Here is a 15436-nt window from a genome sequence, read left to right on the forward strand (position 1 = left end):
CAAAGAGTTGTAAAGATCGCGGAACCTTGCCTGATAGCGCGGCGCTTATCAGGCCTACGGCCAGGAATCGATGTGTAGGCCGGATAAGGCGCAACCGCCATCCGGCACCACTCAATCACGCTACGGCGTTTTCTTCCAGTTGCTGCATAAACTGACGCACCCAGTCCATCCGCGTTTTCCGCTCGGTCAGATCCTGGATGAACTTCAGTCGGGTCGGCCCGTCAAGACGGAAGTGCTGCGGCTGTTTTTGCAGCAGTCCAATCAGCCAGCCTGGGTTAACATGGTTCTTCTCGGCGAATTCGATAGTGCCGCCTTTCTCATTGCCTTCCAGTTTGCGGATACCCAGCTTCTGCGCCTGTTGACGCAAGCGGGCGATATCCAGCAGGGTACGCGCCGGATCGGGCAGCAGACCGAAGCGGTCGATCAGCTCCACTTTGATCTCTTCCAGTTCATTCTCGCTCTTCGCGCTGGCGATACGCTTGTAGAACGACAGGCGGGTATTCACGTCCGGGATGTAATCGTCCGGCAGCAGCGACGGCATACGCAGTTCGACCTCAGTTTGCTGGCTGGTGAGATCTTCCAGCGATGGCTCGCGTCCGGCCTTCAGGGCATCGACGGCGTTTTCCAGCAGCTCCATATACAGCGAGAAGCCGATGGTTTCCATCGAACCGCTCTGTTCTTCCCCGAGCAGTTCACCTGCGCCGCGGATCTCCAGATCGTGAGTCGCCAGCGCAAAGCCCGCCCCCAGGTCTTCCAGCGAGGCAATCGCTTCCAGGCGTTTTTGCGCGTCGGTGGTCATCGCTTTGGGATGCGGCGTCAGCAGCCAGGCATACGCCTGATGGTGTGAACGTCCTACGCGGCCGCGCAACTGGTGTAACTGTGCCAGACCGAAATGATCCGCACGCTCGATAATAATCGTGTTGGCGGTCGGGATATCAATCCCGGTTTCGATAATGGTGGTACAGACCAGCACGTTAAAACGCTGATGGTGGAAGTCGTTCATCACGCGTTCCAGTTCGCGTTCGCGCATCTGCCCATGACCAATGGCAATTCGTGCCTCCGGCACCAGCTCCGCCAGCCTGTCGGCGGCTTTCTGGATGTTCTCGACATCATTATAAAGATAGTAGACCTGCCCGCCGCGCAGCACTTCACGCAGAATTGCCTCACGGACCACCAGTGCATCGTACTCGCGAACAAACGTTTTCACCGCCAGACGCCGCGCTGGCGGCGTGGCGATAATCGACAGATCGCGCATGCCGCTCATGGCCATGTTCAGCGTACGCGGGATTGGCGTGGCGGTCAGCGTCAGAATGTCCACATCGGCGCGCATCGCTTTGATCCGCTCTTTATGCCGCACGCCGAAGCGGTGCTCTTCATCGACGATCAGTAGCCCCAGATCTTTCAGTTTCACATCGCTTTGCAGCAGTTTATGCGTACCGATCAGAATATCAATTTTCCCTTCGGCAACCTGTTCCAGGATCTGCGCCTGTTCTTTGGCGCTACGGAAGCGGGAAAGCATTTCGATGCGCACCGGCCAGTTGGCAAAACGGTCGCGGAAATTATCAAAGTGTTGCTGGGCGAGCAGAGTGGTTGGCACCAGCACCGCCACCTGCTTGTGGTTTTCGACCGCGAGAAACGCGGCGCGCATCGCCACTTCGGTTTTACCAAATCCAACGTCACCACACACCAGGCGGTCCATCGCCAGCGGCTGACACATGTCGCTAAGTACTGCGTTAATCGCCTGCGCCTGGTCGGGGGTGGTTTCAAAGGGGAAACCGTCGCAGAACAGTTGATACTGCTCGCGATCGTGTTTGAAGGCGAAGCCCTCTTTTGCCGCGCGCTGGGCGTAGATGTCCAGCAACTCGGCTGCCACGTCGCGCACTTTCTCTGCCGCTTTTTGTCGCGCGCGTGACCAGGCGTCGCCGCCGAGTTTATGCAGCGGTGCGTTCTCTTCTGCGCCTCCGGCGTAACGGCTGATCAGATGCAAAGAGGAGACCGGGACGTACAGTTTGGCGTCATTAGCGTAGGTGAGCATCAGATATTCACCTTTGATCCCGCCCGCTTCCAGCGTGGTCATCCCGGCATAGCGTCCAACGCCGTGCTCCAAATGCACCACGGGTTGACCCGGATGCAACTCTGCCAGGTTGCGGATCAGCGTATCCGGGTTAATCGTGCGGCGCGAATCCTGACGACGGCGCGCCACGCGCTCGCCCAGCAGGTCGCTTTCACAAATGAGTGCCAGATGGCGCGTCGTATCGATAAACCCGTGCTCGGCGGCGCCAATCATCAGGTAGCGTCCAGCCTCCGTCGCGTCATCCAGACGCATAATGCGCTTCGGCGCGACTTTGATTCTGGCGAGCAGTTCACCCAGAGATTCACGACGGCCTTCACTCTCAACCGAGAAAATCACCGGCCCGTTGAAGGTCTCGAGGAATTTGCGCAGCGCATCCAGTGGTGATTTTTGCTGCGCCTGAACCGCGAGATCCGGCAGCGACTGGAAGCCTAAGTTGGTATTAGCCGCCTTGGCGGGAAGGTGGTCGGTTTTGAGCTGCACGCGCGGCCAGCGTTTGAGTTCAGAAAAGAGCTCATCGACACGCAACCAGAGGGACTCCGGTGGCAGCAGCGGACGCATCGGATCCACGCCACGGTTTTCGAAACGCGCCAGCGTATCGGCCTGGAAACGCTCGGCGCTGTTTTCTAAATCGCCAGTATTGACCACCAGCGTATTGGCCGGGAAATAGCTAAACAGCGGCGGCAGCGGCTCGCTGAAAAACAGCGGCTGCCAGTATTCGATCCCCGCCGGCAAAGTGCCTTTGCTGACCTGTTGATAAATATGCTCTGCGTCGCGCTTCACCTCGAAGGTATCGCGCCACTGGCTGCGAAACAGTTCGATCGCCGTTTTGTCGGTTGGGAACTCGTGGGCGGGCAGCAGATTGATGGCGTCGACTTCTTCCAGCGTGCGCTGGGTGTCCGCGTCAAACAGGCGCAGACTGTCAATTTCATCGTCGAAGAAATCCAGACGATAGGGCTGTTCGCTGCCCATAGGGTACAAATCCAGCAGCGCGCCGCGGGTAGCGTATTCGCCATGTTCCATGACCTGATCAACATGCCGGTAACCAGCGCTGTCGAGCTGTAAACGCAGGGCATCGCGCGATAAACGCTGGCCTTTTTTCATCACCAGCGCATGACCGTGCAGATAGCTGTGCGGGCAGACGCGCTGCATCAGGGTATTGACCGGGACGATCAGCACGCCGCGCTGCATCGACGGTAACTGATACAGCGTGGAGAGACGTGAGGAGATAATTTCCTGATGCGGGGAGAAACTGTCGTAGGGCAGTGTTTCCCAGTCCGCGAGGCTCATGACCATCTGATCGGTAAACTGACGGATTTCATCATGCAGGCGCAGCGCGTTTTGCATATCGGGCGCCACGAGCACGACGGGACCATCATGACGTTCGGCAATTTCCGCCACCAGTGTGGCGCAGGCAGCCCCGGTCAGTTCACCTAACAGGCGCTGATCGCCCGCTTTCACGGGCAGCGTGTAACGTTGTTGTTCAGGCATTCGGTTGTCAGAATCTCTTTTAGGTAGTCGTCTGATAAGCAATGCCCTTTATTATCCGTGATCGCTCCTCATTAGCAAATTGAATCGCCCTCACCGGAGGGCGAAAAGTTTAGCGGGAATAGCTAACGGTTTGCGGACGAGAAGGGGGAGAGAAGAGGATATCGCCGAACAGGTCCTGCGACACTTTACGCATGGCAAGACCCAACAGCGTGCACACCAACAGACTGGCAAACGGATAGACCAACAACAGGGCCAGTTCCAGTTCGGGGGACCAGACGGCGGCATTGATTTGCGGGATCAGCAGCAGGCTGAACGCCTCGACCAGAATGCGATGCGTGGTATAAATCGCGATAGTATTCGAACCGATCACATTAAGCAGACTGGATTCACGCATACCGAAGCGCTGCTCATACTGATAAAACAGCTTCATGATCAGCACAATAGAGACCAACGACAGCAGCAATGAGACGTTAAACAGCCATGCGGCGATAGCCAGCACGAAGGCAGCCGCGCTGGGCAGCGCATATCGGCGCAACGGCACCTCTTTAATCCCCGCCATCAGCGGGACGCCAAACCAGGCGCCGAGGCTGTAATACGGCAGGTTGCGGATCACACTGTTCATTCCCCACCACGGGGTGGCAGCAAAGTTGACCGTCACGCTCAGTACAACAAACAGGGCGAACAGCGGCACGGCCCAGCGGCTGAACACTTTACAGACTATGAAATAGACAATGAGCGCATACAGATACCACAGGCTGGTGCTGGCAGTCAGCATGCCGTGAAGGAACTGGCTAACGGAACTGGCGTAAGCGGCGTTGGACGCATGAAGCAGATCGCGTGACGGCGCCAGCCAGTTGTTCAGGGCGTTGAGCGCCAGCCACTGGACCACACCCCACAGCGCCAGCACCCAGAAAATACTCCAGATTCGCTTATTAACGCTTTCTTTCCAGCTCACGCTGTCGATGTAGCGGCGAATCAAAAAGCCCGAGATAAAGAAAAATACCGGCATGCGAAACGGGGCGAGATAGAGATTAAAGTAAACCCAGCATTTCGACAGCAGCTGTGAAAGGGGCAACTGGAAGTGGGTCAGATGCGGGTAAAAGGTGATGACTGAGTGATAGATGACGACCAGACAGATACATAACCCTTTGATTTGATTAATCCATAGTTCTTTCTTTTTCATCAGGACAGCACGCTCGCGTTATTCAACATAGCCTGTGATCCTGCGGGGTGACTCTGGTGCTGTAATGCGTAACATTCTGTTTTTTGTTTTTTTTAAGAAAAGGATCAGGGTCAGCGAGGACGGTATCCTGCGCCTGTCGCGCGGTGGATCCCTTTCAACTGTGTACTGACGAACACTTACGGTTCAGGCGTTTACCCATGCGGCTTTCGCTTATATACTCGTGACTTTGCTAACAGCAACCAGACGGATTTCATGTACCAACCTGTCGCTCTATTCATCGGCCTGCGTTACATGCGCGGGCGTGCAGCAGATCGCTTCGGTCGCTTTGTCTCCTGGCTTTCCACCATCGGCATTACCCTTGGGGTGATGGCGCTGGTCACGGTTTTGTCAGTGATGAACGGTTTTGAACGTGAACTGCAAAATAACATCCTGGGGTTGATGCCCCAGGCCATCCTTTCTGCGGAACAAGGCTCTCTGAATCCACAGCAACTGCCGGAAAGCGCTCTAAAACTGAACGGTGTCAATCGTATTGCGCCGCTAACAACCGGCGATGTCGTGCTGCAAAGCGCGCGCAGCGTGGCGGTCGGGGTGATGTTGGGTATCGACCCGGCACAAAAAGATCCGCTTACGCCGTATCTGGTCAATGTGAAGCAAACCGATCTGCAGCCAGGCAAGTATAATGTCATCCTTGGTGAGCAGCTCGCAGGCCAGTTGGGGGTCAATCGTGGCGATCAGATCCGCGTGATGGTGCCGTCTGCCAGTCAGTTCACGCCGATGGGCCGTCTGCCAAGCCAGCGTCTGTTTACCGTGATTGGCACCTTTGCAGCGAACAGCGAAGTCGATGGTTACCAGATGTTGACCAATATTCAGGACGCCTCGCGCATCATGCGCTACCCGGCCGGGAATATCACCGGTTGGCGTTTGTGGCTGAATGAGCCGCTGAAGGTGGATTCGCTCAGTCAGCAGACGTTGCCGGAAGGGACGAAATGGCAGGACTGGCGCGAGCGTAAAGGCGAACTGTTCCAGGCCGTGCGGATGGAAAAGAACATGATGGGGCTGCTGTTGAGCCTGATCGTAGCGGTTGCCGCGTTCAATATTATTACCTCGTTGGGTCTGATGGTGATGGAGAAGCAGGGAGAAGTGGCTATTTTGCAAACGCAGGGGCTGACGCCGCGACAGATCATGATGGTCTTTATGGTACAGGGGGCCAGCGCCGGGATTATTGGCGCGCTGCTGGGTGCCGCGCTGGGTGCGCTGTTGGCCAGTCAGCTCAATACCTTGATGCCGGTGATCGGTATCCTGCTGGACGGTGCGGCGCTGCCGGTGGCGATCGAGCCGCTGCAGGTCATCGTCATTGCGCTGGTGGCAATGGCCATCGCGCTACTTTCTACGCTTTATCCTTCCTGGCGCGCTGCCGCCACTCAACCCGCTGAGGCTTTACGTTATGAATAAGATCCTGTTGCAATGCGACAAACTGTGCAAACGCTATCAGGAAGGTTCCGTGCAAACCGACGTGTTGCACGATGTCAGCTTCAGCGTGGGCGAAGGCGAAATGATGGCGATTGTCGGCAGCTCCGGCTCCGGCAAAAGTACGTTGTTGCACCTGCTGGGCGGGCTGGATACCCCGACCTCCGGCGATGTCATTTTTAGCGGTCAGCCGATGAGTAAACTGTCGTCGGCGGCGAAAGCGGAGCTGCGTAATCAGAAGCTCGGCTTTATTTATCAGTTCCACCACCTGCTGCCGGATTTCACCGCGCTGGAAAACGTGGCGATGCCGCTGCTGATTGGCAAACACAAACCGGCTGAAATTAACGCACGGGCGCGTGAAATGCTGAAAGCGGTAGGGCTGGATCATCGTGCCAGCCATCGTCCGTCTGAACTGTCTGGCGGTGAGCGTCAGCGTGTGGCGATTGCCCGCGCGCTGGTCAACAACCCGCGACTGGTGCTGGCGGATGAACCAACCGGTAATCTGGATGCGCGCAACGCCGACAGCATCTTCCAGCTTCTGGGCGAATTGAACCGCTCGCAGGGCACCGCGTTTCTGGTCGTCACTCACGATCTGCAGCTGGCGAAGCGCATGAGTCGCCAACTGGAAATGCGTGACGGACGCCTGACGGCAGAACTGAGCCTGATGGGGGCGGAGTAATGGCCTCGCCTTTATCGTTATTAATCGGTCTGCGCTTTAGCCGGGGACGGCGGCGCAGCGGTATGGTATCGCTGATTTCGGTGATCTCGACTATCGGTATCGCGCTGGGGGTGGCGGTTCTGATCGTCGGCCTGAGCGCGATGAACGGCTTTGAGCGTGAGCTGAACAACCGCATTCTGGCCGTGGTGCCGCACGGCGAGATTGAAGCGGTTAATCAACCGTGGACCAACTGGCGCGAAGCGCTGGAGAAGGTACAGAAGGTGCCGGGTATTACCGCCGCAGCGCCGTACATCAACTTTACCGGACTGGTGGAGAGCGGGGCGAATTTGCGCGCTATTCAGGTAAAAGGCGTGGATCCGCAGCAGGAACAGCGTTTGAGCGCGTTGCCCTCGTTTGTGCAGAATAACGCCTGGGCTGATTTTAAAGCTGGTGAACAACAAATCATTATCGGTAAGGGCGTCGCAGACGCGCTGAAGGTGAAGCAGGGGGACTGGGTCTCCATCATGATCCCCAATTCAAATGCCGATCATAAGCTGATGCAACCGAAACGCGTGCGGCTGCACGTTGCTGGCATTTTGCAGTTAAGCGGTCAACTGGATCACAGCTTCGCGATGATCCCGATGGCCGATGCCCAGCAGTATCTGGAGATGAACAATACGGTTTCCGGCATCGCGCTGAAGGTCAACGACGTTTTCAACGCCAACAAACTGGTGCGTGATGCTGGTGAAGTGACCAACAGCTATGTTTACATCAAGAGCTGGATTGGCACCTATGGCTATATGTACCGCGATATCCAGATGATTCGCGCCATTATGTATCTGGCGATGGTGCTGGTGATCGGTGTCGCCTGTTTTAACATTGTCTCAACATTAGTGATGGCGGTAAAAGACAAGAGTGGTGATATTGCGGTATTAAGAACGCTGGGGGCGAAAGATGGTCTGATCCGCGCCATTTTTGTCTGGTACGGTTTGCTGGCAGGACTGTTCGGCAGCCTGATCGGCGTGGTCATTGGTGTGGTGGTTTCGCTACAGCTGACGCCAATCATTAACGGCATCGAAACGCTGATCGGCCATCAGTTCCTTTCCGGGGATATCTATTTTATCGACTTCCTGCCATCCGAATTGCACTGGCTGGATGTGATTTATGTGCTGGTCACCGCACTGTTGCTGAGTTTGTTGGCGAGTTGGTATCCGGCGCGGCGCGCCAGTAACATCGATCCTGCAAGAGTACTTAGCGGCCAGTAACCATAATTGCGTGAGAGATACACAACAACCTCCCTGTGACCAGAACAGCGGCCACCTGAAGGATGAAGTGTATAAAACAAGGAGCGGCAATGTATTACGGGTTTGATATTGGTGGGACAAAAATTGCGCTAGGCGTCTTTGACAACGAGCGGAAATTACAGTGGGAAAAGCGTGTTCCCACGCCGCGCGACAGCTATGACGCTTTTTTAGAGGCTGTTTGCGGGCTGGTGGCGGAAGCCGATCAGCGTTTTGGCGTGAAAGGTTCGGTGGGCATTGGCATCCCCGGAATGCCGGAAACCGAAGATGGCACGCTGTATGCCGCGAATGTCCCTGCTGCCAGCGGCAAACCCCTGCGCGCCGATCTTAGCGCGCGCCTTGATCGCGACGTTCGTCTCGACAACGATGCAAACTGTTTTGCCCTGTCTGAAGCCTGGGATGATGAATTCACCCGCTATCCGCTGGTGATGGGCTTGATTCTGGGCACCGGGGTGGGCGGCGGTTTAATCCTCAACGGAAAACCGATTACCGGGCGCAGTTACATTACCGGCGAGTTTGGTCATATGCGTCTGCCGGTCGATGCGCTCACCCTGATGGGTCTCGATTTCCCGTTGCGCCGCTGTGGCTGCGGTCAACTCGGCTGTATTGAAAATTATCTGTCCGGGCGAGGATTTGCCTGGTTGTATCAGCATTATTATCATCAACCGTTACAGGCGCCTGAAATCATTTCACTGTGGGAGCAAGGCGATGAACAGGCGCGGGCGCATGTTGAGCGTTATCTGGATTTGCTGGCGGTGTGTCTGGGAAATATCCTGACTATTGTCGATCCGGATTTGGTCGTCATCGGCGGCGGATTGTCGAATTTTACCGCCATTACCACCGATCTGGCGGACAGACTACCGCGTCATCTGCTTCCCGTGGCACGAGTGCCCCGCATTGAGCGAGCACGACATGGTGATGCCGGTGGGATGCGTGGTGCTGCCTTCTTACATCTTACCGATTAATCAAAAGAGGTTGCTATGCTGTCGCGTCGGGGTCATCGGTTAAGTCGATTTCGGAAAAACAAACGCCATCTGCGCGAACGCCTTCGTCAACGGATCTTTTTCAGAGACAGAGTGGTACCGGAAGTGATGGAAAAACCAAGAGTTTTGGTGCTTACAGGGGCAGGGATCTCCGCGGAGTCTGGTATTCGTACCTTCCGCGCCGCTGATGGACTGTGGGAAGAACACCGGGTTGAAGATGTGGCGACGCCGGAAGGCTTTGCCCGTAATCCCGCGCTGGTGCAGTCATTCTATAATGCCCGCCGTCGGCAATTGCAGCAGCCTGAAATCCAGCCTAATCCGGCGCACATCGCGCTGGCAAAGCTGGAAGAGGCATTGGGCGACCGCTTTTTGCTGGTGACACAGAATATCGATAACTTGCATGAGCGGGCGGGTAACCAGAACATCATCCATATGCATGGCGAGCTGTTGAAAGTGCACTGCTCGCAGAGCGGACAAATTCTGGAGTGGACGGGCGATGTGACGCCGGAAGATAAATGTCACTGCTGCCAGTTTCCTGCGCCGCTGCGTCCGCACGTGGTGTGGTTTGGTGAGATGCCGCTCGGGATGGATGAAATCTATATGGCGCTGGCCATGGCGGATGTTTTTATCGCCATCGGCACCTCCGGACACGTTTATCCGGCGGCTGGTTTTGTCCACGAAGCGAAGCTGCATGGCGCGCATACGGTTGAGCTGAATCTGGAACCAAGCCAGGTCGGCAGTGAGTTTGAAGAGAAATATTACGGTCCGGCAAGCCAGGTTGTACCTGAGTTTGTGGAGAAGTTATTGAAAGGTTTGTAATAAAAAGGCCCGGATTTTCCGGGCCTTTTTGCTGGATTAGCGTCCTGCTTTTAGCTTCTGATAATACTCTTCGTAGATCGTGCTGGCGGAGCCTACATCGTTCTGCCATTCGCCTTTGCTGATGGTTTCTGCATCCGGATAGAGTGATTTATCGTTGGCGATTTCCGGGCTTAACAGCTTACGTGCCGCCAGGTTTGGCGTCGGATAGCCGATGGTTTCCGCCACTTCTTTCGCCACATCCGGGCGCAACAGGAAGTTGATCAACTTCAGCGCGCCTTCTTTGTTTTTGGCGTTTGCCGGAATCGAAAGGCTGTCCATCCAGAAGATCCCGCCTTCTTTCGGCCAGACTACTTCCAGCGGCGTACCGGCCTGACGGGCGACGAAGGCAGAGCCGTTCCACACCATCCCCAGATTCACTTCGCCTTCCATATACGGATTCGCCGGGTTGTCGGAGTTAAACGCGGCAACGTTAGGCATCAGCTTTTTCAGCTCGTTATAGGCTGCTTCAATCTCTTTAGGATCGGTGGTGTTGCCGGAATAGCCCAGTTTACGCAGCGCCATCTGGAACACTTCGCGCGCATCGTCGGTCAGCAGCAGACTGCCTTTGTATTCCGGTTTCCACAGGTCAGCCCAACGGGTGACGGTTTTCGGGTCGATGCTGTCGCTGTTCACGCCAATGGCCGTCGCGCCCCAGATGTACGGAATGGAGTAGTCGTTGTTGGGATCGAACGGCTTGTTCAGCATCTCCGGATCGAGATTGTTGAAGTTGGATAACTTCGACTTATCAATCTTCTGAATCATGCCTTCTTTACGCATTTTATCGACATAGTAAGTCGATGGCACGACCAGGTCATATGCGCCGTCTTTGTACGTTTTGAGCTTGGCGTACATGGTTTCATTCGACTCGTAGGTCGAGTAAATAACCTTGATGCCGGTCTCTTTAGTGAACTGTTCCAGCAGTCCTGGCGGAACATACTCGGTCCAGTTGTAGAAATAGAGTGTTTTACTGTCGTCCGCGTGCGCAGCGCTGATTCCCATGACGAGAGCGCCTGCCGCGAGCAGGTGGCGTGACCATTTTTTCATTTTAACGTCCCCTGAACTTTAGTTTTATCACGAGCAATAAGTTGGCTGGCGATCACCAGAACCAGCGATAACACCAACAGAATAGTCGCCAGCGCATTCACCTCCGGTGAAACGCCGACTTTCACCATTGAGTAGATCTTCAACGGTAGAATTTCATAACCCGGCCCGGTGACGAACGACGAAACCACCACATCGTCCATCGACAGGGTAAAGCTCAACAACCAGCCAGCGGCGACTGCTGGCATCGCTAATGGCAGAATGATTTTACGCAGGATAGTCATTTCGCTGGCACCCAGATCTTTTGCTGCTTCCAGCATCCGCACGTCAAACCCCTTCAGCCGCGAATAGACCGTCACAACCACGAAAGGCAGGCAGAAGGTGATATGTGAGAACAGTAGTGACCAGAAGCCCAATTGAATGCCCAGCAGCATAAACAGCACCAGCAGTGAAATCGCCATCACGATATCCGGCGACATCATGACCACAAACAGCATCCCGCTGACGAACGGCTTGCCGCGAAAACGGTAGCGATACAGCGCCACGGCCGTTAGCGACCCGATAGCGGTGGCGAACGTTGCGGAAAAAATCGCCATCGTCAGCGAATGTTGCGCCGCCTGCAGCAGGCTATCGTTGTTCATCAGCAGGCCATACCATTTGGTGGTAAAGCCCTGCCAGTTAATGCCAAAGCGCGAGCTGTTAAAGGAGTTCACAATCAAAATAATGATCGGAATATACAGGTATGCGTAGATGGCGGTCATAAAACCGCCGCGAAGCAGACGACCGATCATTCGAGTTCTCCCTTTTTGTTCAGCAATCGGGAGGCGCGCCAGTAAACCAGCAGCATCAGGCCCATCACAATCGTCAGGGTAATGCTGGTTGCGGCACCAAACGGCCAGTCGCGGATATTGAGGAACTGAACTTTAATCACGTTACCGATCAGCAGGTTTTTCGCGCCGCCCATCAGATCGGAGACGTAGAACAGTCCCATCGCGGGCAGCATTACCAGCAGGCAGCCCGCAATAATCCCTGGCATGGTCAGCGGAATGATGATCCGAATTAAGGTCTGCAATTTACTGGCACCCAGATCTTTTGCCGCTTCCAGCAACGGTCTGTCGAGTTTTTCAATGCTGGAATACAGTGGCATCACCATAAACGGCAGCAGGATATACACAAGACCAATAATGACTGCGCTCGGGGTAAACATAATGCGCATCGGCGTATCGATCACCCCGAGCCAAAGCAGAAACTCGTTCAGATAGCCCTTGGTGCTAAGGAAAATTTTCAGCCCGTAGATGCGGATCAGCGAGTTGGTCCAGAAGGGAACAATCAGCAGAAATAGCAGCAGTGGGCGGACTTTCTCTGGCAGTCGCGCCAGAAACCAGGCAAATGGATAGCCGAGCACGAGGCAGGCGAGGGTGGCGATCAGCGCCATATTCAACGAGTGCAACAGCACTTCAAAATAGAGCGGATCGAGCAGGCGCGCGTAGTTGTCCAGCGTAAAGACCATTTTGACGAAGCTGGCATCGTCGCGGGTCAAAAAGCTGGTGCCAATGATCATCAGGTTGGGCAGAAAGACAAACAACACAAGCCAACCGACGATAGTGACAATCACCACATTCTGGAATTTACTTGTGTTCTTCATCAGCCAGTACGACCTCCCAGCTTTCTACCCAGTTAATGGCCATTTTCTGGTCGAGAGAGTGGTCAAAGTCCGGGTCATCTTCGTTGAAGAATTCGCTGACCATCACCATCTTGCCATTTTCCAGTTCAACCACCGACTCCAGCGTCATACCTTTATAGTTACGTTCACGGACATAGCCGATCAGGCCGTCAATGTGGTTGTCATCATTGATTTCATCCACGCGCAAATCTTCCGGGCGTAACAGAACGTGCAGTTTCTGTCCTGGCTCAACGGCGAAGTTGACGTAGATATTGCATTCACGGCCTTCGACGTTAGCACGAACGCGCTGTTCGTCCAGACGCTCGATCACCGTGGCGTTAAACATATTGATTTCGCCAATGAATCCGGCGACGAACAGGTTTTTCGGCTCTTCGTAAATTTCACGCGGCGTGCCGTCCTGTTCGATGCGCCCATCGCGCATCACGACGATGCGATCGGACATGGTCAGGGCTTCTTCCTGATCGTGCGTCACGAACACGAACGTGATGCCGAGCTTACGCTGCAAGGCTTTCAGTTCGTTCTGCATCTGCTTTCGCAGCTTATAGTCCAGCGCGGAGAGGGATTCATCCAGCAGCAACAGGCGGGGTTTATTGACCACAGCACGGGCAATCGCTACGCGCTGCTGTTGGCCGCCGGAAAGTTGATGTGGTTTACGCTGTGCAAACTCTTCCAGTTGCACCATCCGCAGGGCTTCCAGTACGCGTGGCGTGATGTCGGCTGCAGGGGTTTTCTGCATACGCAAACCGAAGGCCACATTTTCAAAAACAGTCATGTGGGGGAATAGCGCATAGCTTTGAAAGACGGTATTCACATAACGGTTTTCTGCCGGTACGTGAGTGATATCCTCGTTATCGAGCATGATGTGCCCGGAATCTACGGTTTCCAGACCGGCAATCAGGCGCAAAACGGTTGTTTTACCGCAGCCAGAAGGGCCAAGCAGCGTGAGGAACTCGCCATTATTGATTGTCAAATCCAGTTCAGAAATGACCTCTTTTCCATCGAAGCTTTTGCTGATACCTGACAAAAGAACCAGCGGTGAAAGCGAACGCGGTTGTTTATTCAATTTTTTACTCTGTCCCATGTAGACGCAACGGATGGCTGACCGAAGCGGGGTTTGTGGTTGACCACCTTGGTGACTCTTAATGAGGGCCGTAATTCTACGGCAAACCGTTGTCATCGCCAATGTTTGTTGCTAATTACTCTACACTTCATCCTTCAGACTGCCTGTTTGTAGACTGCACTCACATACCCCAGTCACGTACGGTTTGTTCGCGCCTGGGGGATTCATGCGCTTGCCGCCGCGATGCATCCTGTACGCTTTTGTGTATATATTTCCTGAATAAAGGGGTCCGGAAGCGAAATATTCTCGTTTGCGGGGATAAAAGTGACCTGACGCAATATTTGTCTTTTGTGGCTTACTGATAATGTTGTCACAAATAGTGAGGGTGACTGCATGGATAAACTACTTGAGCGTTTTTTACACTACGTTTCATTGGATACCCAATCGAAAGCGGGTGTGAGACAGGTTCCCAGTACCGAGGGACAGTGGAAGTTATTAAATTTGCTCAAACAGCAGCTCGAAGAGATGGAGCTGGTCAATGTGACGTTAAGTGACAAAGGGACGCTGATGGCAACGTTGCCGGCGAATGTCCCTGGCGATATCCCTGCTATTGGCTTCATTTCCCATGTGGATACCTCACCGGATTTCAGCGGTAAGCACGTAAATCCGCAGATCGTGGAGAACTATCGCGGCGGTGATATCGCGCTGGGCATTGGTGATGAAGTGTTGTCGCCGGTGATGTTCCCGGTGCTGCATCAGTTGCTTGGTCAAACGCTGATCACCACCGACGGCAAAACGCTGCTGGGGGCGGACGACAAAGCGGGTGTGGCGGAAATCATGACCGCGCTGGCGGTACTGAAGCATAAAAATATTCCGCATGGCGATATTCGCGTCGCTTTTACACCGGACGAAGAGGTGGGCAAAGGGGCGAAACACTTTGATGTAGCAGCCTTTGACGCCAAATGGGCCTATACCGTCGACGGCGGCGGCGTGGGTGAACTTGAGTTTGAGAACTTCAATGCCGCTTCGGTGAATATCAAAATCGTCGGCAATAACGTGCATCCGGGGACGGCAAAAGGCGTGATGGTCAACGCATTATCGCTGGCGGCGCGTATTCACGCCGAGGTTCCTGCGGATGAAAGCCCGGAAATGACCGAAGGATATGAGGGCTTCTACCATCTGGCGAGCATGAAAGGCACCGTGGATCGCGCCGATATGCACTACATCATTCGCGACTTCGACCGCAAACAGTTTGAAGCGCGCAAACGTAAGATGATGGAGATTGCCAGGAAGGTCGGGAAGGGGCTGCATCCGGACTGCTATATTGAACTGGTGATTGAAGACAGTTATTACAATATGCGCGAAAAAGTGGTTGAGCATCCGCATGTTCTGGATATCGCACAGCAGGCGATGCGTGACTGCGATATTCAACCAGATATGAAGCCGATTCGCGGCGGTACCGACGGCGCACAGCTCTCTTTCATGGGATTACCGTGCCCGAATCTGTTCACTGGCGGCTACAACTATCATGGCAAGCATGAGTTTGTGACGCTGGAAGGGATGGAAAAAGCGGTGCAGGTGATTGTGCGGATTGCCGAATTAACGGCGAAGCGGTCGTAGCGTGGTTGATGCCAGTTGA

General features: G+C 54.7%; 12 protein-coding genes. 6 read left to right on the forward strand and 6 right to left on the reverse strand.

Annotation, left to right across the window (positions count from 1 at the left end; translation table 11 throughout):
• Positions 1 to 115: 115 nt before the first annotated feature.
• Together mfd and KI228_RS09315 are read right to left on the reverse strand one after the other, a co-directional pair.
• Positions 116 to 3562: a transcription-repair coupling factor gene (gene mfd / locus KI228_RS09310; RefSeq protein WP_061070233.1), complete on the reverse strand. Its 3447-nt coding sequence runs from the start codon at positions 3560 to 3562 to the stop codon at positions 116 to 118.
• A gap of 109 nt (positions 3563 to 3671) precedes the next feature.
• Positions 3672 to 4745 carry an acyltransferase family protein gene (locus tag KI228_RS09315; RefSeq protein WP_061070232.1) on the reverse strand — a complete coding sequence of 358 codons (1074 nt, stop codon included), beginning with the start codon at positions 4743 to 4745 and terminating at the stop codon, positions 3672 to 3674.
• Between the two features lie 252 nt (positions 4746 to 4997).
• On the opposite strand from KI228_RS09315, the gene lolC reads away from it, so the two are divergent.
• The 5 genes from lolC (at position 4998) to cobB (ending at position 9973) form a co-directional block, all read left to right on the forward strand.
• Entirely contained in the window at positions 4998 to 6197 is a 1200-nt protein-coding gene (gene lolC, locus KI228_RS09320) for a lipoprotein-releasing ABC transporter permease subunit LolC (protein ID WP_061070231.1), read from the forward strand.
• Positions 6190 to 6891: a lipoprotein-releasing ABC transporter ATP-binding protein LolD gene (gene lolD, locus KI228_RS09325; RefSeq protein ID WP_043000962.1), complete on the forward strand. Its 702-nt coding sequence runs from the start codon at positions 6190 to 6192 to the stop codon at positions 6889 to 6891. Before lolC ends, lolD begins: the two co-directional genes overlap by 8 nt.
• Complete coding sequence (gene lolE, locus KI228_RS09330) at positions 6891 to 8135, forward strand: lipoprotein-releasing ABC transporter permease subunit LolE (protein WP_054176606.1); 1245 nt, start codon at positions 6891 to 6893, stop codon at positions 8133 to 8135. The genes lolD and lolE overlap by 1 nt, the downstream gene beginning before the upstream one ends.
• 89 nt (positions 8136 to 8224) lie before the next feature.
• Positions 8225 to 9136 carry an N-acetylglucosamine kinase gene (gene nagK, locus KI228_RS09335; protein WP_061070230.1) on the forward strand — a complete coding sequence of 304 codons (912 nt, stop codon included), beginning with the start codon at positions 8225 to 8227 and terminating at the stop codon, positions 9134 to 9136.
• A gap of 15 nt (positions 9137 to 9151) precedes the next feature.
• Positions 9152 to 9973: a Sir2 family NAD+-dependent deacetylase gene (gene cobB / locus KI228_RS09340; RefSeq protein WP_043000959.1), complete on the forward strand. Its 822-nt coding sequence runs from the start codon at positions 9152 to 9154 to the stop codon at positions 9971 to 9973.
• A gap of 36 nt (positions 9974 to 10009) precedes the next feature.
• Here the strand turns inward: cobB and potD are convergent, their stop codons facing one another.
• The 4 genes from potD to potA are packed head-to-tail and all read right to left on the reverse strand — an operon-like array spanning position 10010 to position 13818.
• Positions 10010 to 11056 (reverse strand): spermidine/putrescine ABC transporter substrate-binding protein PotD, encoded by a 1047-nt coding sequence (gene potD, locus KI228_RS09345; RefSeq protein ID WP_044254924.1) that lies wholly within the window; start codon positions 11054 to 11056, stop codon positions 10010 to 10012.
• Positions 11053 to 11844 (reverse strand): spermidine/putrescine ABC transporter permease PotC, encoded by a 792-nt coding sequence (potC, locus tag KI228_RS09350; protein WP_054176609.1) that lies wholly within the window; start codon positions 11842 to 11844, stop codon positions 11053 to 11055. Before potC ends, potD begins: the two co-directional genes overlap by 4 nt.
• Positions 11841 to 12698: a spermidine/putrescine ABC transporter permease PotB gene (potB, locus tag KI228_RS09355; RefSeq protein WP_061070229.1), complete on the reverse strand. Its 858-nt coding sequence runs from the start codon at positions 12696 to 12698 to the stop codon at positions 11841 to 11843. The genes potC and potB overlap by 4 nt, the downstream gene beginning before the upstream one ends.
• The gene (gene potA, locus KI228_RS09360) at positions 12682 to 13818 is read right to left on the reverse strand and encodes a spermidine/putrescine ABC transporter ATP-binding protein PotA (protein ID WP_043000955.1); all 1137 of its coding nucleotides are present in this window, start codon (positions 13816 to 13818) and stop codon (positions 12682 to 12684) included. The genes potB and potA overlap by 17 nt, the downstream gene beginning before the upstream one ends.
• Positions 13819 to 14190: 372 nt before the next feature.
• Between potA and pepT the strand changes: the two genes are divergently transcribed.
• Positions 14191 to 15417 (forward strand): peptidase T, encoded by a 1227-nt coding sequence (gene pepT, locus KI228_RS09365; RefSeq protein ID WP_043000954.1) that lies wholly within the window; start codon positions 14191 to 14193, stop codon positions 15415 to 15417.
• Positions 15418 to 15436 lie beyond the last annotated feature (19 nt).

This window comes from Citrobacter amalonaticus, from assembly GCF_018323885.1.
Taxonomy (GTDB): Bacteria; Pseudomonadota; Gammaproteobacteria; order Enterobacterales; family Enterobacteriaceae; genus Citrobacter_A; species Citrobacter_A amalonaticus.

Bases quoted from the DNA above. Each gene is read 5' to 3' on its own strand.
- mfd (WP_061070233.1), bottom strand. From the start codon at position 3,562: ATGCCTGAACAACAACGTTACACGCTGCCCGTGAAAGCGGGCGATCAG.
- KI228_RS09315 (WP_061070232.1), bottom strand. From the start codon at position 4,745: ATGAAAAAGAAAGAACTATGGATTAATCAAATCAAAGGGTTATGTATC.
- lolC (WP_061070231.1), top strand. From the start codon at position 4,998: ATGTACCAACCTGTCGCTCTATTCATCGGCCTGCGTTACATGCGCGGG.
- lolD (WP_043000962.1), top strand. From the start codon at position 6,190: ATGAATAAGATCCTGTTGCAATGCGACAAACTGTGCAAACGCTATCAG.
- lolE (WP_054176606.1), top strand. From the start codon at position 6,891: ATGGCCTCGCCTTTATCGTTATTAATCGGTCTGCGCTTTAGCCGGGGA.
- nagK (WP_061070230.1), top strand. From the start codon at position 8,225: ATGTATTACGGGTTTGATATTGGTGGGACAAAAATTGCGCTAGGCGTC.
- cobB (WP_043000959.1), top strand. From the start codon at position 9,152: ATGCTGTCGCGTCGGGGTCATCGGTTAAGTCGATTTCGGAAAAACAAA.
- potD (WP_044254924.1), bottom strand. From the start codon at position 11,056: ATGAAAAAATGGTCACGCCACCTGCTCGCGGCAGGCGCTCTCGTCATG.
- potC (WP_054176609.1), bottom strand. From the start codon at position 11,844: ATGATCGGTCGTCTGCTTCGCGGCGGTTTTATGACCGCCATCTACGCA.
- potB (WP_061070229.1), bottom strand. From the start codon at position 12,698: ATGAAGAACACAAGTAAATTCCAGAATGTGGTGATTGTCACTATCGTC.
- potA (WP_043000955.1), bottom strand. From the start codon at position 13,818: ATGGGACAGAGTAAAAAATTGAATAAACAACCGCGTTCGCTTTCACCG.
- pepT (WP_043000954.1), top strand. From the start codon at position 14,191: ATGGATAAACTACTTGAGCGTTTTTTACACTACGTTTCATTGGATACC.